Raw genomic sequence first — 19,459 nt, 5'->3', positions numbered from 1 at the left:
ACATTGAGCACAGCCCCGCGCCCCTAGGTGGGCACCCCTGCCCGGCGTTTCGATCGTGCCCAGAACCACTTCTGGGCCAGCAGCGTCAGGGTGCCTGCCAGGACGATGCCCAGCAGGTTCAGCAGGAGCTGTTCCGTCGAGCCCCAGGTCTGTTTGGTGTCGCCGAAGCTCAGGGCCACCGCCGCGTTGGCGGCTGCCGGGACCGTGGTGACCGAGATGGCCACGCCGACCAGGGTGCCCGACTTCGACGAGGTCAGGGAGAGGGTGCCGGCCGCGCCGGCCAGGACCGCGACGATGAACGAGAGCCAGTCGGGGGCGTAGACGAAGCCGGTCTGGGGGCGGTCGGCGTCCAGTTGCTCCTGGCTGAACAGGTCGATGGCGTCCATGAAGAAGCTGAAGCCGACCGTGACCGCCATGGCCACCGCGAAGCCCACCAGCAGCGCGATCAGCGACCGCATCGCCAGGCGGGGGGCGCGCTGCACCAGGGCCGTGCTGAATCCCGCCAGGGGGCCGAACTCCGGGCCCACGGCCATCGCGCCCACGATCAGGATCGCGTTGTCCAGCACCACACCGCAGGCCGCGATCATCGTGGCGAGCGTGATGAACGCGAGGTAGGTGAAGGAGAGCGTCGACTCCTCGTGGGTCGCGTCCGTGAGGTGCTCCCACACGACCGCGTCCGCGCCTTCGCCGGGAGCTTCCGCCTCGGCCTTGTCCGCGCGCTTGGACAGGGAGAGGTTGATGTTCTCCACGGCGATGGAACCGCAGTCCTCGATCTCCAGGCGCTGGAGCCCGGTGAGGAGTTCGTCGCCGGCCTCCCGCGCCACATCGCACAGCACCACGTCCCCGGCGGGGTTGCGGGCGGCGCCCGGCAGCACCACGAGGTGGGTGGTGCCGACGGTGGCCTCGATCAGGCGGACCACGGTGTCCGTCTTGTCGGACGGTGTGATCAGGCGCAGATGCAGCATGAGCGCCTTTCTACCAGCTCACAACTTCCGCAGGCTCAGTCGTTGCACCTTGTGGTCGGGGCCCTTGCGGACGACGAGGGCGGCGCGGCCACGGGTCGGGGCCACGTTCTCCACGAGGTTGGGCTTGTTGATCGTCCGCCAGGTCGTCCGGGCGTAGTCCAGGGCCTCCTCCTCGGAGACCTGGGTGTACTTGCGGAAGTACGAGGACGGGTTCTGGAAGGCCGTGTCGCGGAGCTTGCGGAAACGGTTCAGATACCAGCGCTCGATGTCCTCGGTGCGGGCGTCGACGTACACGCTGAAGTCGAAGTAGTCGGCGAGGCCGACGCGGGTGCGGCCGTCCTTGCCGGGGAGGGCGGGCTGGAGGACGTTCAGGCCCTCGACGATCAGGATGTCCGGGCGGCGGACGGTGAGCTTCTGGCCCGGGACGATGTCGTAGATGAGGTGGGAGTAGACGGGGGCGGTGACCTCGTCCTTGCCCGCCTTGATGTCGGCGACGAAACGGGTCAGGGCACGGCGGTCGTACGACTCCGGGAAGCCCTTCCTCGACATCAGGCCGCGGGCCTCCAGCTCCTTCGTCGGGAGGAGGAAGCCGTCCGTGGTGACCAGCTCCACGCGCGGGTGCTCGGGCCAGCGGGAGAGCAGGGCCTGGAGGAGGCGGGCGACCGTGGACTTGCCGACGGCGACCGATCCCGCGACCCCTATGACGAAGGGGGTGCCGGACTGGGAGCCCTGTTCGCCGAGGAAGGTGTTGAGCGCGCTTCTGAGGCCGTCCGTGGCGCCGACGTAGAGATTGAGCAGACGGGAGAGCGGGAGGTAGATGTCCCGCACCTCGTCGAGGTCGATGACATCGCCGAGGCCGCGCAGCTTCTCGACCTCCTCGGCGGTGAGCGACAGCGGCGTCTTGTCGCGCAGCGCGCTCCACTCGGCTCGGGTGAGGTCGACGTAGGGAGTCGCCTCCGGCCTGGGCCGGTGGGCGCTCCGGGGCATCGGAGAGACCGGAGAGATCACAGTCCATTGTTACGGGAGTACGAACGGACGGTGGGGTGGGATCCGTCACGCACCCAGGATTTCGGGACGAACACGGGCAAGGCGGGGAATGTCAGTGGCGTGCGTCACAGTTGTGGGAGAGGTGGGCCCAGGCCGGGGTCCACCCGGACATGACGAAACCCGTAGGGGTGACCCATGACGTATGCGATCGAGGCGGAAGGCCTGGTCAAGCGGTTCAAGGAGACCGAGGCGCTGGCCGGGGTCGACCTGGGGGCCCGGCAGGGCTCGGTGCTCGGGCTGCTGGGGCCCAACGGCGCGGGGAAGACGACCGCCGTACGGATCTTCGCGACGCTGCTCCAGCCCGACGGGGGGCGGGCTCAGGTGGCCGGGCACGACGTCGTGCGGGAGGCGGGGATCGTGCGCGCGCTGGTCGGGCTGACCGGGCAGTACGCCGCGGTGGACGAGAACCTGACCGGTACGGAGAATCTGCTGCTCATCGGCCGTCTGCTGGGACTGCCACGGCGGGAGGCGAAGGCGCGGGCCCGGGAGCTGCTGGAGCGCTTCCAGCTCACGGACGCGGCCGGACGGGCCGTGAAGACGTACTCGGGCGGTATGCGACGGCGCCTCGACCTCGCCGCGAGCCTGGTGGGCCGGCCCCGCATCCTCTTTCTCGACGAGCCCACGACCGGCCTCGATCCGCACAGCCGGGGTGAGCTGTGGGACCTGCTGCGGGGCCTGGTCGCGGACGGTGCGACGGCCCTGCTGACCACGCAGTATCTGAACGAAGCCGATGTGCTCGCCGACGACATCGTGGTGATCGACAAGGGCCGGGTGATCGCCGAGGGCACCCCGGACCAGCTGAAGTCCCAGGTCGGCGGCCAGGTGCTGCAGGTGCGGCCGCTGGTCGCGGCGGAGCTCGGGCGGGTGCACACGCTGGTGGCCCAGGCGGCCGGAACCCAGACCCAGATCGAGGGCGAAACGGTCACGGCCCCGGTGAAGGACCCCGAGCTGATGCCGGCCGTCGTGCGCACGCTGGACCGGGAGGGGATAGCGGTGGGCGAGCTGGCGCTGCGGCGCTCCTCGCTCGACGAGGTGTTCCTCGCCCTGACCGGTCACCGTGCGGAGCCCACCGATGAGCCGGAGGACGAGCCGGTTCCGGAGGACGCCGAGCTGGAGAAGGCGGTGAACTGACCATGGCCGCCACCACCCTCACGGCCCCCATCACCAAGTCGGGCCGGGTACGCCCCCTCTCCGGACTCCAGCAGATCTTCACCATGGCCTGGCGCAGCCTGGTCGCGGTCAAGCACAACCCGCTCGAACTGGTCGACTACAGCATCACGCCGATCATGTTCGTGTTCCTGTTCACCTATGTCCTGGGCGGGCAGATGGCCGGATCGCCCGAGGCGTATCTGAAGTACGCGCTGCCCGGGATCATCGTGCAGAACACCCTGTTCATGACGATGTACACGGCGATGGCGCTCAACACCGACCTCACCAAGGGCGTCTTCGACCGGCTGCGGAGCCTGCCGATAGCCCGCTCTGCGCCGCTGATCGGCCGGATCACGGCTGACCTCGCCAAGCACCTGTGGGCGCTGCTGCTGATGATCGGGCTCGGGCTGCTGCTCGGCTTCCGTGTCACGGGCGGGCTCGACGGCTTCCTGCTCGGCACCCTGCTGGTCATCGTGTTCGCGGCGGCCGTGTCGTGGAGCGCGGTGCTGATCGGGATGCTGGCGGGGGACGCGGAGAAGGTGCAGGCCTTCGCCTTCACCCTCATCTTCCCGATCACCTTCACCAGCAGCGCGTTCGTCAGGGTGGACACGATGCCGGGGTGGCTCCAGGCATGGAGCGATGTGAACCCGGTGACCCATCTCTCCGACGCCTTCCGGGGGTTGCTGCTCGGCGGGCCGGTGGCGGAGCCGGTGATGTGGTCGCTGGTGTGGGCGGCGGGGATAGCCCTCGTGTTCTATCCGCTGGCGATGAGGGCGTACCGGGCGAAGACGTGAAGCCGTCGATACGGCTGATACGTAAGGGCGTGGGAATTTCCGAAATCGGGCACGAAGTGGCCGGTTCGGCGGCGGATTCGATCGTAGGCTGCCGCTCATGTGCGGAATCGTGGGATACGTGGGGTCTCAGTCGGCGCTCGATGTCGTGATGGCCGGGCTGAAGCGACTGGAGTACCGGGGATACGACTCGGCGGGCGTGGCCGTGCTCGCGGACGGCGGGCTGGCCGCCGCGAAGAAGGCCGGCAAGCTCGTCAACCTGGAGAAGCAACTGGTCGAGCGCCCGCTGCCGAGCGGCTCCACCGGCATCGGGCACACCCGGTGGGCGACACACGGCGGACCCACGGACGCGAACGCGCATCCGCACCTGGACAACGCCGGACGCGTGGCCGTCGTCCACAACGGCATCATCGAGAACTTCGCCCTGCTGCGGGCGGAGTTGGCGGAGCGGGGCCATGAACTGACCTCCGAGACCGACACCGAGGTCGTCGCGCATCTGCTCGCCGAGGAGTTCTCCTCCTGCGCCGACCTCGCGGAGGCGATGCGGCTGGTGTGCCGGCGGCTGGAGGGGGCGTTCACGCTGGTCGCGGTGCACGCGGACGAGCCGGACGTGGTGGTGGGCGCGCGCCGCAACTCGCCGCTGGTGGTGGGCGTGGGGGAGGGCGAGGCGTTCCTGGCCTCGGACGTGGCGGCCTTCATCGCCCACACCCGCTCAGCCATCGAACTGGGCCAGGACCAGGTCGTGGAGCTCCGCCGCGACGGCGTCACGGTGACCGGCTTCGACGGCAGGCCGGCCGAGGTCCACTCGTACCACGTCGACTGGGACGCCTCGGCGGCCGAGAAGGGCGGCTACGACTACTTCATGCTCAAGGAGATCGCCGAGCAGCCCAAGGCGGTCGCCGACACCCTGCTCGGCCGCATCGACGCGTCCGGCGCCTTGACGCTGGACGAAGTGCGCATCTCCGCTTCCGAGTTGAGGGAAGTGGACAAGGTCGTCATCGTCGCGTGCGGTACGGCCTTCCACGCGGGGCTCATCGCCAAGTACGCCATCGAACACTGGACGCGGATTCCCTGCGAGGTGGAGCTGGCGAGCGAGTTCCGGTACCGGGACCCGATCCTGGACGCGCAGTCCCTGGTCATCGCGATCTCCCAGTCCGGCGAGACCATGGACACGCTGATGGCCCTGCGGCACGCGCGTGAGCAGGGCTCCCGGGTGCTCGCGATCTGCAACACCAACGGCTCGACGATCCCGCGCGAGTCGGACGCGGTGCTGTACACGCACGCGGGCCCGGAGGTGGCGGTCGCCTCGACGAAGGCCTTCCTGACCCAGCTGGTGGCCTGCTACCTGGTGGCGCTGTACCTGGGCCAGGTGCGCGGCACCAAGTGGGGCGACGAGATCCGGGCGGTCGTCCGGGACCTCGCGGACATCTCCGGAGAGGTGGAGCGCGTCCTGGAGACCATGGAACCGGTACGTGCCCTGGCCCGCTCGCTGGCCGCCAAGAACACGGTGCTGTTCCTGGGCCGGCACGTGGGCTATCCGGTGGCGCTGGAGGGTGCGCTGAAGCTGAAGGAGCTCGCGTACATGCACGCGGAGGGCTTCGCGGCGGGGGAGTTGAAGCACGGGCCGATCGCGTTGATCGAGGACGACCTGCCGGTGGTGGTGGTCGTCCCGTCACCGCGGGGGCGGTCGGTCCTCCACGACAAGATCGTGTCCAACATCCAGGAGATCAGGGCCCGGGGCGCCCGGACGATCGTGATCGCGGAGGAGGGGGACGAGGCGGTGGTGCCGTACGCCGACCATCTGATCCGCATTCCGGCGACGCCGACCCTGCTCCAGCCGCTGGTGGCGACGGTGCCGCTCCAGGTGTTCGCCTGCGAGCTGGCGACGGCTCGGGGGAACGAGGTGGATCAGCCGCGGAACCTGGCGAAGTCGGTGACGGTGGAGTAGGGCCTCCCGACGACCAGGTCTGGTTCTGAACCGGTCCGGCGTCACCACGTCAGTGTGAGCGAGCCTCCCACCGGCAGGGCGTGCCAGCGTTCGGAGTACTCGTCGAGGCGGGAGACGATCCGGTCGACCACCGGGGGGATCTCCCGCACCGTCACATACGCCGGCAGCTCCGCCGCGTGACCGTGCCGCACCTCCCACACCGGCACCGCGATGCCCGCCAGCTCCTCCGACCTGGCCATGTCGGCCTGGGCCCCGGGGGAGGACTTCGGGCGCTTCGACTTGCGGTGCCGGGCGGCCTTGGCGCGCTCCGCGGCATCGGCCGGCCAGAACAGGCCGTTGTCGCCGGCGGCGATGCGGCCGTACACCCCGAGCCTGATGCCTGCCTCGGCCTCGACCAGGAAGTGCACCAGGTCGTGGGGGAGGTACGGGTGCCCGCCCGGGCCGTTGCGCGGAGCCAGCTCGGCGCCGGTTTCGCGGTGGACGGCAATGTCGTAGCTGGTTCCGGGGCCCTTGGTGAAGACGACGCGCATGCTCTGCACGGTAGGGGGCCGTCAGCGCCGCACGCACCCGTATTTCAGTCCCGCACGTCCCGCCAGGCCCTGGCGATCCCCTCCGCCACGTCCTGCGCCCCTACCGGCGCCCCGTCCGCCGCGTACCGCCCCGCAAGACCGTGCAGATACGCCGCCACGCTCCCCGCGTCCCGGGCACCGAGCCCCGAGGCCAGCAGGGAGCCGGCCAGGCCCGACAGGACGTCGCCGCTTCCTGCCGTGGCGAGCCAGGACGTGCCGGTCGCGTTGACCCGTACCGCCGTCTTCGCGTCCGGGTCGGCCACCAGCGTCGTCGAGCCCTTCAGCAGCACCGTGGCCCGGTAACGGCCCGCCAACTCCCGTACCGCGGACAGACGCGCGCCCTCGACCTCCTCGCGCGAGACACCGAGCAGCGCCGCCGCTTCCCCGGCGTGCGGGGTCATCAGGGTCGGTGCCGTGCGCGCCCCCACCGCCTCCCGGGCCGCCAGGCGCAGTCCGTCCGCGTCGATCAGCACCGGTACGTCCGCCTCCAGCACCTGCGCCACCGTCACCGCGTCGTCACCGGCGCCCGGGCCGACGACCCAGGCCTGTACCCGGCCGGCCTTCTTCGGCCCCTTGTCCGAGACCAGCGTCTCCGGGAAGCGGGTGAGCACCGCCTCCCCGGCCGGGCCGACGTACCGCACGGCTCCCGCGCCGCCCCGCAGCGCGCCCGCCACCGCCAGCACCGCCGCCCCCGGGTACCGCGCGGAACCGGCCGCGATACCCACCACGCCCCGCCGGTACTTGTCGCTCTCCGCCCCCGGCACCGGCAGCATCCGTGCCACGTCCGCGTGCTGCAAGGCCTCAAGTTGCGCCGCTTCCGGCAGTTCCAGACCGATGTCGACCAGGCGGACCGTGCCGGCGTACTCCCGCGCCGGATCCACCAGCAGGCCCGGCTTGTGTGTGCCGAAGGTGACCGTGAGGTCGGCGCGGACCGCCGCCCCCGGGACCTGGCCGGTGTCCACGTCCACACCGCTCGGCAGGTCCACGGCGACCACGGCGGCCCGGGCCCGCGAGGCGGCCTCGGCGAGGGGCGCCGCGTCCGGACGCAGACCGCCCTTGCCGCCGATCCCGACGATGCCGTCCATCACCAGGTCCGCCCGGTCGATCAGCGTCGCCGCGGAATCGGCCCCTGCCACGCTTCCGCCCGCCCTGCGCAGTGCCGCGAGCCCGCCCGCGTGGGCCCGTTCCGGCGCCAGCAGTACCGCCGTGACCCCCGCGCCCCGCCGGGCCAGCCGGGCGCCGGCGCAGAGCGCGTCGCCGCCGTTGTCGCCGCTGCCGACCAACAGCACGATCCGGCTGCCGTACACCCTGCCGAGGAGGTCCGCGCAGGCCGCGGCGAGGCCCGCCGCGGCCCGCTGCATCAGCGTCCCCTCCGGCAGCCGCGCCATGAGGTCCCGTTCCGCCGTCCTGACCGTCTCCACGCTGTACGCAGTACGCATACCGTCGAGTCTCTCGCGCCCCTCAGCCTTCCGCGACCACCACCGCCGAGGCCACGCCCGCGTCATGACTCAGCGACACATGCCAGGCCCGCACGCCCAGTTCCGCAGCCCGGGCCGCCACCGTCCCCGTCACCCGAAGCCGCGGCTGACCGCTGTCCTCGACGAAGACCTCCGCGTCCGTCCAGAGCAGACCCGCAGGGGCGCCCAGCGCCTTGGCCAACGCCTCCTTCGCCGCGAACCGGGCGGCCAGCGAGGCGACACCCCGCCGCTCCCCGCTGGGCAGCAGCAACTCGCTGTCCCGGAACAGACGTCGGGCCATCCCGGGCGTGCGCTCCAGGGATGCCGCGAAACGGTCGATCTCCGCCACGTCGATACCGACCCCGATGATGCTCATGCCGAGCACCCTATGACCGGTGCCGTGATGCCTGCGTACGTCCGAGTGACCCCGCCGCGCGGCACGTCCCCGGCGGTTCGGGGGCGCGGTTCGCTGATCGCATGATCTGTTCGCGTGTGGTGTGCCGGGGTGTCGCGGTGGTGATGGCCGCGGCTTGTGTGGTGCCGGTGGGGAGTGCCGTTGCGGTGCCCGGGCCTCCCGCGCCGGTGCCTGAGGCGGAGTTGGTGCCCGGGGTGGCGCCGAAGTCGTGGGTGATCGACACACCCGATCAGGTTCTGGCGCCGGACGTGTACACACCCGGCGCTCGTGAAGACGCGGTCGAGCCGCGGGAGGCCGAGCCGGGGGCTTACGACCTCGTCGAGTACGTCCCGCTCGGCGATGCCGTCTCCCGTGTCACGTGCAGCAAGCAGACCGGGCCCTATCAGCGGCAGGCCGAGCGGTGGCTCGGGCTCAAGGCGGACGGGAAGCAGTCCGCCGCCGACTGCCGGGCCGTCCGGGCCTTTCAGCTCAAGCACAAGATCAAGCCCGCCATCGGCTTCGCGGGGCCCGTCACCTGGGCCACCATGCAACTCGTCGGCGCGCGCAAGAACCCGAACGCCGCCAAGAAGTGTCCGGTGCGGCCGTATCGCGTCGCCTGCGTCGATCTCGGCCGGCAGCTGACCTGGGTGCAGAAGGGCACGAAGGGGGACCGGGTCCACGTATGGGGGCACAGGCCCTGAGGGCTCGACCGGTCTGTCAGACCCCTCTGAGACACTGGGGGCGCCATGACTGAAACAGCTGCCCCGCGGACCGCGCCCCTGCGGGCCCGCGCCGAGATCGATCTCGCCGCCGTGCGGGCCAATGTGGGGACCCTGCGCGCGCTCGCGCCGGGCGCGGCCCTGATGGCCGTCGTGAAGTCCGACGGGTACGGCCATGGCGCGCTGCCGTGCGCCCGCGCGGCCGTCGAGGCCGGGGCGACATGGCTGGGCACCGCCACGCCCGAGGAGGCCCTCGCGCTGCGGGCCGACGGGCGGCTGCCGGACGACGTCCGGATCATGTGCTGGCTGTGGACCCCGGGCGGCCCCTGGCGGGAGGCGATCGAGGCCCGTCTCGACGTCTCGGTGAGCGGGATGTGGGCCCTGCGCGAGGTCACCGCGGCCGCCCGCGAGGCCGGTCGTCCCGCGCGCGTGCAGCTCAAGGCCGACACCGGCCTCGGCCGCGGCGGCTGTCAGCCGGGCGAGGACTGGGCCGAGCTGGTCCGGGAGGCGCTCGCGGCCGAGGGTGAGGGGCTCCTGAAGGTGACCGGGTTGTGGTCGCACTTCGCGTGCGCCGATGAGCCCGGGCATCCCTCCATCGACGCCCAGCTCGAACAGTTCCGGGAGATGGTCGCGCACGCCGAGGGCCAGGGCGTACGCCCCGAGGTCCGGCACATCGCCAACTCACCGGCCACGCTCACCCGGCCCGACAGCCACTTCGACCTCGTACGGACGGGCATCGCCGTCTACGGTGTCTCGCCCAGCCCCGAGCTGGGCAGCCCCGCCGACCTGGGGCTGCGGCCGGTGATGACGCTGTCGGCGTCCGTGGCGCTCGTCAAGCACGTGCCCGGTGGACACGGCGTCAGTTACGGGCACAAATACACCACCGCGGGTGACACCACCCTTGGACTCATCCCCGTCGGGTATGCGGACGGTATCCCCCGGCACGCCTCCTCCGCCGGTCCCGTGCTGGTCGGCGGCAAGTGGCGGACGATCGCGGGACGCGTCGCGATGGACCAGTTCGTCGTGGACCTGGGTGGCGACGAACCCGAACCGGGTGAGCGCGCGGTGCTGTTCGGGCCCGGCGACGGCGGTGAGCCCACCGCCGAGGACTGGGCGCAGGCCGCCGGCACCATCGCCTACGAAATCGTCACCCGGATCGGAACCCGTGTTCCCCGCGTCTATGTGAACGAGGGCCAGGCTGGGTGATGGCCCAGTGGCCAACAGCAGTCCGGTGAAGAGGAGCGGTACGTGAGCGAGAGCAGTGCGGAGGCCGTCGCGGCCGTCGCCTCCGCCGGGAACTGGCGCCGCGCGACCGGTTTCGCGGGCGCCGCGATAGGCGTGGTCGCCGCGGGCGCGGCGGCAGGGGTCGCCATAGAGCGGCTCACCGTCGGCCGGGGGATGCGCCAGAAGGCCCGTCTCGCGCTCGACTCGGCGGGCCCCTACGGCTCGCTGCGCGGCATGCCCGGCAAGGTCTGCTCCGACGACGGCACCGAGCTCTACTACGAGGTCGACGACGTCGAGCCCGAGGGCGGCTCCGCCCCTCGCCGGCGCCGGCTCTTCGGACGCAAGGCCCCGGCCCCCGTCACGGTCGTCTTCAGCCACGGCTACTGCCTCAGCCAGGACTCCTGGCACTTCCAGCGGGCGGCGCTCAGAGGTGTCGTACGGACCGTGCACTGGGACCAGCGCAGCCACGGCCGCTCCGCGCGGGGCGTGGCACAGGTGCAGGAGGGGGTGCCGGTCGACATCGAGCAGCTCGGGCGGGATCTGAAGGCCGTCATCGACGCCGCCGTGCCGGAGGGGCCGATCGTGCTGGTCGGGCATTCCATGGGCGGGATGACCGTGATGGCGCTGGCCGACCAGTTCCCCGAGCTGATCCGGGACCGGGTCGTCGCTGTCGCTCTCGTCGGTACGTCGTCGGGGAAGCTCGGCGAGGTCAACTTCGGGTTGCCCGTCGCGGGTGTCAATGCCGTACGGCGGGTGCTCCCCGGTGTGCTGAAGGCGCTGGGGCAGCAGGCCGCGCTGGTGGAGAAGGGGCGCCGGGCCACCGCCGATCTGTTCGCCGGGATCATCAAGCGGTACTCCTTCGCCTCCCGGGACGTCGACCCGGCGGTGGTGCGGTTCGCCGAGCGGATGATCGAGGGCACGCCGATCGATGTCGTCGCCGAGTACTACCCGGCCTTCGCCGACCACGACAAGACCGAGGCCCTCGCGCACTTCGCGGACCTGCCGGTGCTGGTGCTGGCCGGGGTCAAGGACCTGGTCACGCCGAGCGAGCACAGTGAGGCGATCGCCGATCTGCTGCCGGACGCCGAGCTGGTGCTCGTGCCCGACGCCGGGCACCTGGTGATGCTGGAACACCCGGAAGTGGTCACCGACCGTCTCGCCGACCTGCTCACCCGCGCGGGTGCGGTGCCCGCGGGCGCTACCGTGGGTGGCTATGGAAGCAGCACCGCACAACCGGGCTGAGACCCGGCTGACCGTCACCGCTCCCGAGCAGATGCGAGAGCTCGGCCGCCGTCTCGCCAAGCTGCTGCGCGCCGGGGACCTCGTGATGCTCAGCGGGGAACTCGGCGCGGGCAAGACGACGCTGACCCGGGGGCTGGGCGAGGGCCTCGGGGTCCGGGGCGCCGTGACCTCGCCGACCTTCGTGATCGCGCGCGTCCATCCGTCCCTCGGGGACGGCCCGCCGCTCGTTCACGTCGACGCGTACCGCCTCGGCGGCGGGCTCGACGAGATGGAGGACCTCGACCTCGATGTCTCGCTGCCCGAATCCGTGATCGTCGTGGAGTGGGGCGAGGGCAAGGTCGAGGAGCTGACCGACGACCGGCTCCAGATCGTCATCCACCGGGCTGTCGGCGACACGACCGACGAGGTGCGGAAGGTGACGGTGACCGGGCTGGGCGCGCGCTGGGCGGAGGCGGGGCTGGAAGCACTGTCCGCCTGAGTCGTCCATGAACATTCCGACAAGACGTCGGCAAGATATTGCTTTCGGTGTCCCGGGCGTGGTCACATGGTACCCAGCCCGTAGTTAGGTGTACCTAACTACATCCGCCCCCGGCTCCCAGGAGGCGTCCATGTCGGTCACGCAGAGGGACGCGACGCATCCGCGTCCGTCGTCCGGAGTGTCCATGCGCGACCTGCTGGCGGCGTGCGCCGCGGCAGACGCCGTATCGACGCCCCCGCGCGCCCCGGAACCCAGGGCTCCGCAAACGCAGGAGCGTAAAGCGGCCTGAGGCCTAACGGATCACGACGACCTTCTGGCCGATCGTCGCGAAGTCCCACATCGCGTCGCCGTCCGCCCTCGACTCGCGGATGCCGCCCGTACGGACCGACCGGGCGGGTGCCTGGTTCGAGTCGTCCACCGCCGCGCTGAAGCCGATGGCCACGCCGTCCACGCTGGTGAAGCGGACCACGTGCTCGATCGGGACGCCGTCCGTACCGGTGACCGCGTTCGAGCGGGAGGTGACCGTGTAGACGCCCGGGGCGGGGTTCACCGTGCCGGGGTACACCGTGAAGGTGCGCTTGACCTTGCCGCCCGCGCCGACGAGCCAGACCCGGTCGTCGTCCACCGAGTACACCACCCGTTCACCCTTGCCGGAACCGGCGGGCAGGGCGGCGGGGTGCTGCTTGTCGCGGGGGGCCTTGGAGACGGCCGCGGCGGGCGCGCTCGTGTCCGCCCGCCCCAGGTCGGCCGGGACGGTCGACGAGGCCTGATAGGCGAGGAAGCCGACGGTCACGAGGGCCGCCGTGGTGAGCCCGGCCACGAATCCGGAGCTGCTGCCTGCCACCGTCGCCCACCTCTTTGTCGTACGTCGTGCTTCCCGGCGACGGTAGCAGCCGGTGACCGCTCCTCCCGGGCGGCCGTGCGGCGGCGCGGGGAGCCGTAGGCTGTTCGCGTGCTCTTGCTCGCTCTGGATACCGCCACCCCCGCCGTCACCGTCGCGCTGCACGACGGCACGGACGTCATCGCCTCGTCGAGTCAGGTGGACGCCCGCCGTCACGGCGAGCTGCTGCTGCCGGCCGTCGACCGCGTGCTCGCCGAGGCGGGGCTGAAACTGGACGCCGTCACCGGCGTCGTCGTAGGGACCGGGCCAGGCCCGTACACCGGGCTGCGGGTCGGTCTGATGACCGCCGACACCTTCGGGCTCGCGCTCGGCGTCCCCGTGCACGGTGTGTGCACTCTCGACGGTCTCGCGTACGCGGCCGACATCGACAAGGCCCCCTTCGTCGTGGCCACCGACGCCCGGCGCAAGGAGGTCTACTGGGCGACGTACGCCGACTCCCGCACCCGTCTGACCGACCCGGCGGTCGACCGGCCCGCCGACATCGCCGAGCGGGTCGCGGGGCTGCCCGCGGTCGGGGCCGGCGCGCTGCTGTACCCCGACACCTTCCCCCAGGCGCACGAGCCCGAGCATGTCTCCGCGGCGGCGCTGGCCGCCCTCGCCGCCGAACGGCTGGCCGCGGGGGAGGAGCTGCCCGCGCCCCGGCCGCTGTATCTGCGCCGGCCCGACGCCCAGGTCCCCAAGAACTACAAGGTGGTCACCCCCAAGTGACAGCGGTGCTGCGCGAGATGCGCTGGTGGGACATCGATCCCGTGCTGGAGCTGGAGAAGGACCTCTTCCCCGAGGACGCCTGGTCCCGGGGGATGTTCTGGTCCGAGCTGGCCCACGCGCGCGGGCCGGAGGCGACCCGGCGGTACGTCGTCGCGGTCGAGGGCGACCGGATCGTCGGGTACGCGGGCCTCGTCGCGTCCGGAGACCTCGCCGACATCCAGACCATCGCCGCCGCCCGCGACCACTGGGGCACCGGCCTCGGCGGGCGGCTGCTGACCGAGCTGCTGCGGGCGGCCACCGCGTTCGAGTGCGCCGAAGTGATGCTGGAGTGCCGGATCGACAACGTCCGCGCCCAGAAGCTGTACGAGCGCTACGGCTTCGAGGCCATCGGGTTCCGGCGCGGCTACTACCAGCCGGGCAATGTGGACGCCCTGGTGATGCGCCTGACCGACCCAACAACCTCCGTACAAGGAACCGAGATCCATGGCTGACGAACCCCTGGTCCTGGGGATCGAGACCTCCTGCGACGAGACCGGTGTCGGCATCGTGCGCGGGACGACCCTGCTGGCCGACGCCGTCGCGTCCAGCGTCGACGAGCACGCCCGCTTCGGCGGCGTGGTGCCGGAGGTCGCCTCCCGGGCGCATCTGGAGGCGATGGTGCCGACCATCGACCGCGCGCTGAAGGAGGCGGGAGTCTCCGCCCGCGACCTGGACGGGATCGCCGTGACCGCCGGTCCCGGCCTCGCCGGCGCCCTCCTCGTCGGTGTCTCGGCGGCGAAGGCGTACGCCTACGCGCTCGGCAAGCCGCTCTACGGCGTGAACCACCTCGCCTCGCACATCTGTGTGGACCAGCTGGAGCACGGGGCGCTGCCCGAGCCGACGATGGCGCTGCTGGTGTCCGGCGGGCACTCCTCGCTGCTGCTGTCGAGCGACATCACCTCCGACGTCCGGCCCATGGGCGCCACCATCGACGACGCCGCCGGTGAGGCCTTCGACAAGATCGCGCGCGTGCTGAACCTGGGCTTCCCGGGCGGTCCCGTCATCGACCGGTACGCGAAGGAGGGCGACCCCCGGGCCATTGCCTTCCCGCGCGGGCTCACCGGGCCCCGGGATCCGGCGTACGACTTCTCCTTCTCCGGTCTGAAGACGGCCGTGGCGCGCTGGATCGAGGCCAGGCGGGCCGCGGGGGAGGAGGTGCCGGTGCGCGATGTGGCGGCCTCCTTCCAGGAGGCGGTCGTGGACGTGCTGACCCGCAAGGCCGTACGGGCCTGCAAGGACGAGGGCGTCGACCACCTGATGATCGGCGGCGGGGTGGCCGCCAACTCCCGGCTGCGGGAGCTGGCCCGGCACCGCTGCGAGGCCGCCGGTATCGAACTGCGCGTGCCGCGGCCGAAGCTGTGCACCGACAACGGCGCGATGGTCGCGGCGCTGGGCGCGGAGATGGTCGCGCGGAACAGGGCGGCGTCGAGCTGGGACCTGTCGGCGGATTCATCCCTTCCGGTGACCGATCCGCATGTGCCCGGACACGATCACGTGCACGAGATCAGCAAGGACAACCTGTACCCGTGACGGTCGCGCTGATGTGGGAGGCGCGGGCGGCCGAGGGCCGGGGCGAGGAGCTGCTGGCCTGGGTCTCCGAGCAGGAGCTCCCTGAGCCGCCCCTGCGCCGGGAGACCTTCCGGGCCCCGCAGGACCGGGTGCTGGTCATCACCTGGTGGGACGGGGACTACGACGCCGTGGTCCCCGAACTGCCCGAGCCGGATGGTGAGTTGGTCACTCGGGCAGTGCACCGGTGGCGGTTCGAGGCAGTGGCCGGGGGCTGACGGACAGCCGCCAGGGCTTGTCCGGGTCGTGGCCCCGCCACAGCGTCTTGCCGTGCCGGCGCTCCCAGTTGACGGCCAGGTAGGCCTGGCCCAGCCAGGCCAGCGCAAGCCAGAGCGGGAACAGGGCGGCCGCGGGGTCCAGGGCGAACGCGAAACCCAGGGTCGCGGCCGTCATCATGGTGAACAGCCAGGGATTGACCGGACGCCGGCGCAGGGGCGTCTCGGCGGGCGGCTCCTCCAGGGGGACCGCGGCCTCGAAGTCCAGTACCTCGCTGAGCCACTTGATCCGGGTCGACTGGAGGAGCGTGAACACGGTCGCGAAGGCGATCAGGCCGAGCAGGAACAGCGGCAGCCCGGACGCGCTGACCAGCGCCCCGCGGGCGACGCCGGTCACCGGCACACAGACGGCGGCCACGGCCAACGCGCTGAAGACGGACCGCAGTTCATGGTGGACGTACCTGTCCATCGCAACCCTCCCCCGAGGATCAGGACACCACCGCCTCGCACACGAGCCGTCGGTCCGGGCCGAGCACCCGTACCGGGCCCACGAGAGTCAGTCGTGCCGTGTGCAGCACCTGAGCGCTGGATGTCCCCAACCGTAGTTCCAGCGGACCGGGTTCGACCACCTTCAGATTTGAACGATCGGTGAAGGCTGACAGGTCCGCGTGGAAGTGGAAGCTCACCCGACGGCTTTCACCGGGCGCCAGCTCCAGCCGCTGGTAACCGATCAGCCGGACATCGGGGCGGGTCACCGAGGCCACCGGGTCGTGCAGATACAGCTGCACCACCTCCGCGCCCTCACGGTCACCGGTGTTGCGGACGGTCACGCTCATCTCGTACGAGCCGTCCGTGCCGATCTCCGCCTCCGCCGCGTCCGACTCCCAGGCGAAGCTGGTGTACGAGCGCCCGTGGCCGAAGGCGTACAGCGGGGTCGGGTCCAGGTTGCTGACCTCGCCCGCGAGGCCCAGCGGCGGCTGGAGATAGGTCCACGGCTGGCCGCCGGGCACCCGTGGGACGCTCACCGGGAGGCGCCCCGACGGGTTCACCCGGCCCGACAGCACTCCCGCGACCGCCGGGCCGCCCTCCTCGCCGGGGAAGAAGGCCTGGACCACCGCGCCCAGGCGGCCGTGCCAGCGGCCCAGCGCGTAGGGGCGGCCGGTGAGCAGGACCAGCACCACCGGGACGCCGGTCGCCACCAGCGCGTCCAGCAAATCGCCCTGTACGCCTGGGAGTTGCAGGTCCGTCACATCGCAGCCCTCGCCCGAGGTGCCGCGGCCGAACAGGCCCGCCCGGTCGCCCAGTACCGCCAGGCACACATCCGCCTCGGACGCCCGCCCCACCGCCTCCTCGAAGCCGGAGGGATCAGGGTCCGACACCCCGCACCCTTCCGCGAACGTCACCTTGGCGTCGGGGAGTTCGGTGCGCAGCGCCTCCAGGACGGTCGGGATGTCGATGCCCATCGGGACGTCGGGGTGGTGGGTGAGGACATGGGACGGGAAGGAGTAGCAGCCCAGCATCGCGAGGGCGTCCGCCGCGCGCGGGCCCACGACCGCGATCCTGGTGTCCGGGGCCAGCGGCAGTACTCCGTCCGGGTTGTCCAGCAGCACCACCGACTCCTCCGCCAGGCGCCGGGCCAGGGCGCGGTTGGCGGTGGAGTCGAGGTCGATGCGCGACTGCGGTTCCGGGTCCCAGTCCTCGTCCAGCAGGCCCAGTTCGCACTTCTGGAGCAGGACACGGCGGGCCGCCAGGTCCACCAGTTCCTCGGCGATCTCGCCGGCGCGGACGGCGTCCACGAGCGGTGTGCCGTAGCACTTCAGGCTCGGCAGCTCCACGTCGATCCCGGCCCGCAGCGCCGCGTGCGCCGCCTCGGCGTCGGTGCCCGCCACGCGGTGCAGCGACTGGAGGAAGCCGATGCCGAAGTAGTCGGCGACGACCGTCCCGGTGAACCCCCACTGGTCCCGCAGGAGGTCGGTGAGCAGCCCCGGGTCCGCCGAGGCGGGGACTCCGTCGGTCTCGGTGTACGCGGCCATCACACTGCGCGCCCCGCCCTCGCGCAGCGCCATCTCGAACGGCGGCAGCGTCACATCGGCGAACTCGCGCACCCCCGCCCGCACCGGCGCGAGATTGCGGGCGCCCGCTGAGGAGGCGTACCCGGCGAAGTGCTTGAGCGTGGCGATCACCCCGGCGGACTCCAGGCCGCGCACATAGGCGGTGCCGATCGTGCCGGTCAGATACGGGTCCTCGCCGATCGTCTCCTCGACCCGTCCCCAGCGCGGGTCGCGGACGACGTCCAGGACGGGCGCGAGCCCCTGGTGGACACCGACCGAGCGCAGGTCCTCGCCGATCCGGCGGGCCATCTCCTCGACGAGCGGCGGGTCGAAGCTCGCTCCCCAGGCCAGCGGCACCGGATAGGCGGTGGCCCGCCAGGTGGTGAAGCCGGCCAGGCACTCCTCGTGGGCGACGGCCGGGATGCCGAAACGTCCGGCGGCCGCGATACGGCGCTGGGCGCGGGCCAGTGCCTGCGCGCCCAGCGCCGGGTCCACGGGGGCGGTGCCGAAGGAGCGGGTGAGCTGGCCGAGGCCCTGGGTGATCAGCTCGTCCCAGTCGTACTGGGCGGTCATCTCGCGTTGCAGCGGCGCGACTCCCTCGCCGTCCGTGGCGGCGCCCACCCATACGCCGTACAACTGGGCGGTCTTCTCCTGAAGGGTCATCCGGGAGAGCAGGTCGTCGACGCGGGCGGAGGCGGGCAGGGCGGGGTCGCGCCAGGGGGCGGTGGTCATGAAACTCCTGTCGGGGCGGTGGCCTCTCACGAATGAACGTATGACCTGTCGCGAATGTTTCGTTGTTCACCTCGAATGTTCCGGGAACCTAGGGGCGGTGAGAAGGGTTCGTCAAGAGGGGGCGCAGGGATACGATCGCCGCCATGACACCCTCCGAGCCCGCTGAAACCCGGACGACAACCCGCGCGACAGGTCGGTCCGCGCAGACCGCGACGCTCGCCGAGATCGCCCGCGAGGCCGGCGTCTCGGCGCCGACTGTTTCGAAGGTCCTCAACGGCAGAGCCGACGTCGCCCCCGCCACCCGCAGCCGGGTCGAGGAGCTGCTGCGCGCCCACGGCTACCGGCGCCGGCGCGCCGAGGCCAGCCGTTCGCCCCTGATCGACCTGGTCTTCCACGAGCTGGAGAGCGCGTGGGCGATGGAGGTCATCCGGGGCGTGGAGAACGTCGCCCGGGACGCCGGGCTGAGCGTGGTGCTCAGCGAGAGCGCGGGACGGCTGACCCCGGGGCGCACCTGGGCCGACCAGGTCGCCGCCCGGCGGCCGCACGGTGTGATCCTGGTGCTCTCCGGCCTCGACGAGTCCCAGCGCGCCCTGCTCACCAGCCGCTCCATCCCGTTCGTGGTGATGGACCCGGCCGGCGACCCGGGCGCGGACGTGCCGTCCATCGGCGCCACCAACTGGCAGGGCGGGCTCGCCGCCACCCGGCATCTCGTCGAGCTCGGGCACACCCGGATCGGCGCCATCACCGGACCCTCGCGGATGATGTGCAGCCGCGCCCGGATCGACGGCTACCGGGCCGCCCTGGAGACGGCCGGACTCCCGGTCGACCCGGCGCTGGTCCGGCCCGGCGACTTCCATCACGAGACCGGCTACCGGGAGGGCCTGAAGCTGCTGCGCGTCCCGGACCGGCCCACCGCCGTCTTCGCCGGCAACGACCTCCAGGCGCTCGGCCTGTACGAGGCCGCGCGCGAACTGGGTCTGCGCATCCCGGAGGACCTGAGCGTCGTCGGCTTCGACGATCTGCCGGTCGCCCGCTGGGTCGGGCCGCCGCTGACGACCGTACGGCAGCCGCTGACCGAGATGGCCGAGGCGGCGGCCAAGCTGGTGCTGGACCTCGCCAAGGAGGACGGCGACCCGGCGGCGACCAGGGTGGAGCTGGCCACGAGCCTGGTGGTGCGCAGCAGTACGGGAGGGCCGCCCGCCGTTTAGCGGGGATGTGTTGACGGGTGTTCCGTGCCGCCTCCACACTGCCCGAAGCCAGTCGG

At 71.8% G+C, this 19,459-nt stretch carries 20 protein-coding genes; 12 read left to right on the top strand and 8 right to left on the bottom strand.

What is annotated here, in order from left to right; genetic code table 11:
- Window positions 1-23: 23 nt before the first annotated feature.
- Both RMT89_RS18510 and coaA read right to left on the bottom strand, forming a co-directional pair.
- Window positions 24-965: a DUF389 domain-containing protein gene (locus tag RMT89_RS18510; RefSeq protein WP_315884856.1), complete on the bottom strand. Its 942-nt coding sequence runs from the start codon at window positions 963-965 to the stop codon at window positions 24-26.
- 18 nt (window positions 966-983) lie between these two features.
- On the bottom strand, window positions 984-1,952 hold the full coding sequence (coaA, locus tag RMT89_RS18505) for a type I pantothenate kinase (protein WP_315884855.1): 969 nt from the start codon (window positions 1,950-1,952) through the stop codon (window positions 984-986).
- A gap of 195 nt (window positions 1,953-2,147) precedes the next feature.
- On the opposite strand from coaA, the gene RMT89_RS18500 reads away from it, so the two are divergent.
- From RMT89_RS18500 to glmS, 3 genes are all read left to right on the top strand, one after another.
- Window positions 2,148-3,143, top strand: coding sequence for an ATP-binding cassette domain-containing protein (locus RMT89_RS18500; RefSeq protein WP_315884854.1), 996 nt, complete (start codon window positions 2,148-2,150; stop codon window positions 3,141-3,143).
- A 2-nt stretch (window positions 3,144-3,145) separates the two neighbouring features.
- Complete coding sequence (locus tag RMT89_RS18495) at window positions 3,146-3,955, top strand: ABC transporter permease (protein WP_315884853.1); 810 nt, start codon at window positions 3,146-3,148, stop codon at window positions 3,953-3,955.
- A gap of 97 nt (window positions 3,956-4,052) precedes the next feature.
- Window positions 4,053-5,900 carry a glutamine--fructose-6-phosphate transaminase (isomerizing) gene (gene glmS / locus RMT89_RS18490; protein WP_315884852.1) on the top strand — a complete coding sequence of 616 codons (1,848 nt, stop codon included), beginning with the start codon at window positions 4,053-4,055 and terminating at the stop codon, window positions 5,898-5,900.
- Between the two features lie 41 nt (window positions 5,901-5,941).
- Here the strand turns inward: glmS and RMT89_RS18485 are convergent, their stop codons facing one another.
- The 3 genes from RMT89_RS18485 to RMT89_RS18475 are packed head-to-tail and all read right to left on the bottom strand — an operon-like array spanning window position 5,942 to window position 8,302.
- Window positions 5,942-6,430: a hypothetical protein gene (locus tag RMT89_RS18485; RefSeq protein WP_315884851.1), complete on the bottom strand. Its 489-nt coding sequence runs from the start codon at window positions 6,428-6,430 to the stop codon at window positions 5,942-5,944.
- A gap of 44 nt (window positions 6,431-6,474) precedes the next feature.
- Window positions 6,475-7,908, bottom strand: coding sequence for an NAD(P)H-hydrate dehydratase (locus RMT89_RS18480; RefSeq protein ID WP_315884850.1), 1,434 nt, complete (start codon window positions 7,906-7,908; stop codon window positions 6,475-6,477).
- Window positions 7,909-7,930: 22 nt separating this feature from the next.
- Window positions 7,931-8,302, bottom strand: a complete 372-nt coding sequence (locus tag RMT89_RS18475; protein ID WP_315884849.1) for a holo-ACP synthase — start codon at window positions 8,300-8,302, stop codon at window positions 7,931-7,933.
- Between the two features lie 101 nt (window positions 8,303-8,403).
- Between RMT89_RS18475 and RMT89_RS18470 the strand changes: the two genes are divergently transcribed.
- Genes RMT89_RS18470 through tsaE form a run of 4 tightly spaced genes read left to right on the top strand, consistent with a single transcriptional unit; the run spans window position 8,404 to window position 11,983 of the window.
- Window positions 8,404-9,021, top strand: a complete 618-nt coding sequence (locus tag RMT89_RS18470) for a peptidoglycan-binding protein (RefSeq protein WP_399498387.1) — start codon at window positions 8,404-8,406, stop codon at window positions 9,019-9,021.
- A gap of 45 nt (window positions 9,022-9,066) precedes the next feature.
- Entirely contained in the window at window positions 9,067-10,245 is a 1,179-nt protein-coding gene (gene alr / locus RMT89_RS18465) for an alanine racemase (RefSeq protein WP_315884848.1), read from the top strand.
- A 42-nt stretch (window positions 10,246-10,287) separates the two neighbouring features.
- Entirely contained in the window at window positions 10,288-11,505 is a 1,218-nt protein-coding gene (locus RMT89_RS18460; protein ID WP_315884847.1) for an alpha/beta hydrolase, read from the top strand.
- Complete coding sequence (gene tsaE / locus RMT89_RS18455) at window positions 11,477-11,983, top strand: tRNA (adenosine(37)-N6)-threonylcarbamoyltransferase complex ATPase subunit type 1 TsaE (protein WP_315884846.1); 507 nt, start codon at window positions 11,477-11,479, stop codon at window positions 11,981-11,983. Before RMT89_RS18460 ends, tsaE begins: the two co-directional genes overlap by 29 nt.
- 292 nt (window positions 11,984-12,275) lie before the next feature.
- Here the strand turns inward: tsaE and RMT89_RS18450 are convergent, their stop codons facing one another.
- Complete coding sequence (locus RMT89_RS18450; RefSeq protein ID WP_315884845.1) at window positions 12,276-12,827, bottom strand: hypothetical protein; 552 nt, start codon at window positions 12,825-12,827, stop codon at window positions 12,276-12,278.
- Window positions 12,828-12,935: 108 nt separating this feature from the next.
- Between RMT89_RS18450 and tsaB the strand changes: the two genes are divergently transcribed.
- Genes tsaB through RMT89_RS18430 form a run of 4 tightly spaced genes read left to right on the top strand, consistent with a single transcriptional unit; the run spans window position 12,936 to window position 15,415 of the window.
- The gene (tsaB, locus tag RMT89_RS18445; RefSeq protein WP_315884844.1) at window positions 12,936-13,592 is read left to right on the top strand and encodes a tRNA (adenosine(37)-N6)-threonylcarbamoyltransferase complex dimerization subunit type 1 TsaB; all 657 of its coding nucleotides are present in this window, start codon (window positions 12,936-12,938) and stop codon (window positions 13,590-13,592) included.
- A gap of 17 nt (window positions 13,593-13,609) precedes the next feature.
- Window positions 13,610-14,083 (top strand): ribosomal protein S18-alanine N-acetyltransferase, encoded by a 474-nt coding sequence (rimI, locus tag RMT89_RS18440; protein WP_315884887.1) that lies wholly within the window; start codon window positions 13,610-13,612, stop codon window positions 14,081-14,083.
- Entirely contained in the window at window positions 14,076-15,161 is a 1,086-nt protein-coding gene (gene tsaD / locus RMT89_RS18435; protein WP_315884843.1) for a tRNA (adenosine(37)-N6)-threonylcarbamoyltransferase complex transferase subunit TsaD, read from the top strand. Before rimI ends, tsaD begins: the two co-directional genes overlap by 8 nt.
- Window positions 15,158-15,415, top strand: coding sequence for a hypothetical protein (locus tag RMT89_RS18430; protein ID WP_315884842.1), 258 nt, complete (start codon window positions 15,158-15,160; stop codon window positions 15,413-15,415). The genes tsaD and RMT89_RS18430 overlap by 4 nt, the downstream gene beginning before the upstream one ends.
- Here RMT89_RS18430 and RMT89_RS18425 read toward each other — a convergent pair.
- Together RMT89_RS18425 and RMT89_RS18420 are read right to left on the bottom strand one after the other, a co-directional pair.
- A complete protein-coding gene (locus RMT89_RS18425) occupies window positions 15,366-15,881 on the bottom strand; it encodes a hypothetical protein (protein ID WP_315884841.1) in 516 nt (171 codons plus the stop codon). The genes RMT89_RS18430 and RMT89_RS18425 overlap by 50 nt on opposite strands.
- A 19-nt stretch (window positions 15,882-15,900) precedes the next feature.
- Window positions 15,901-18,195 (bottom strand): glycoside hydrolase family 3 N-terminal domain-containing protein, encoded by a 2,295-nt coding sequence (locus tag RMT89_RS18420; protein ID WP_315884840.1) that lies wholly within the window; start codon window positions 18,193-18,195, stop codon window positions 15,901-15,903.
- Window positions 18,196-18,338: 143 nt separating this feature from the next.
- On the opposite strand from RMT89_RS18420, the gene RMT89_RS18415 reads away from it, so the two are divergent.
- The gene (locus RMT89_RS18415) at window positions 18,339-19,403 is read left to right on the top strand and encodes a LacI family DNA-binding transcriptional regulator (protein ID WP_315884839.1); all 1,065 of its coding nucleotides are present in this window, start codon (window positions 18,339-18,341) and stop codon (window positions 19,401-19,403) included.
- The last annotated feature ends 56 nt before the right edge of the window (window positions 19,404-19,459 follow it).

The sequence above is a fragment of the Streptomyces sp. P17 genome (assembly GCF_032436805.1).
Taxonomy (GTDB): Bacteria; Actinomycetota; Actinomycetes; order Streptomycetales; family Streptomycetaceae; genus Streptomyces.
This window is presented reverse-complemented; position numbering and strand designations above follow the sequence as displayed.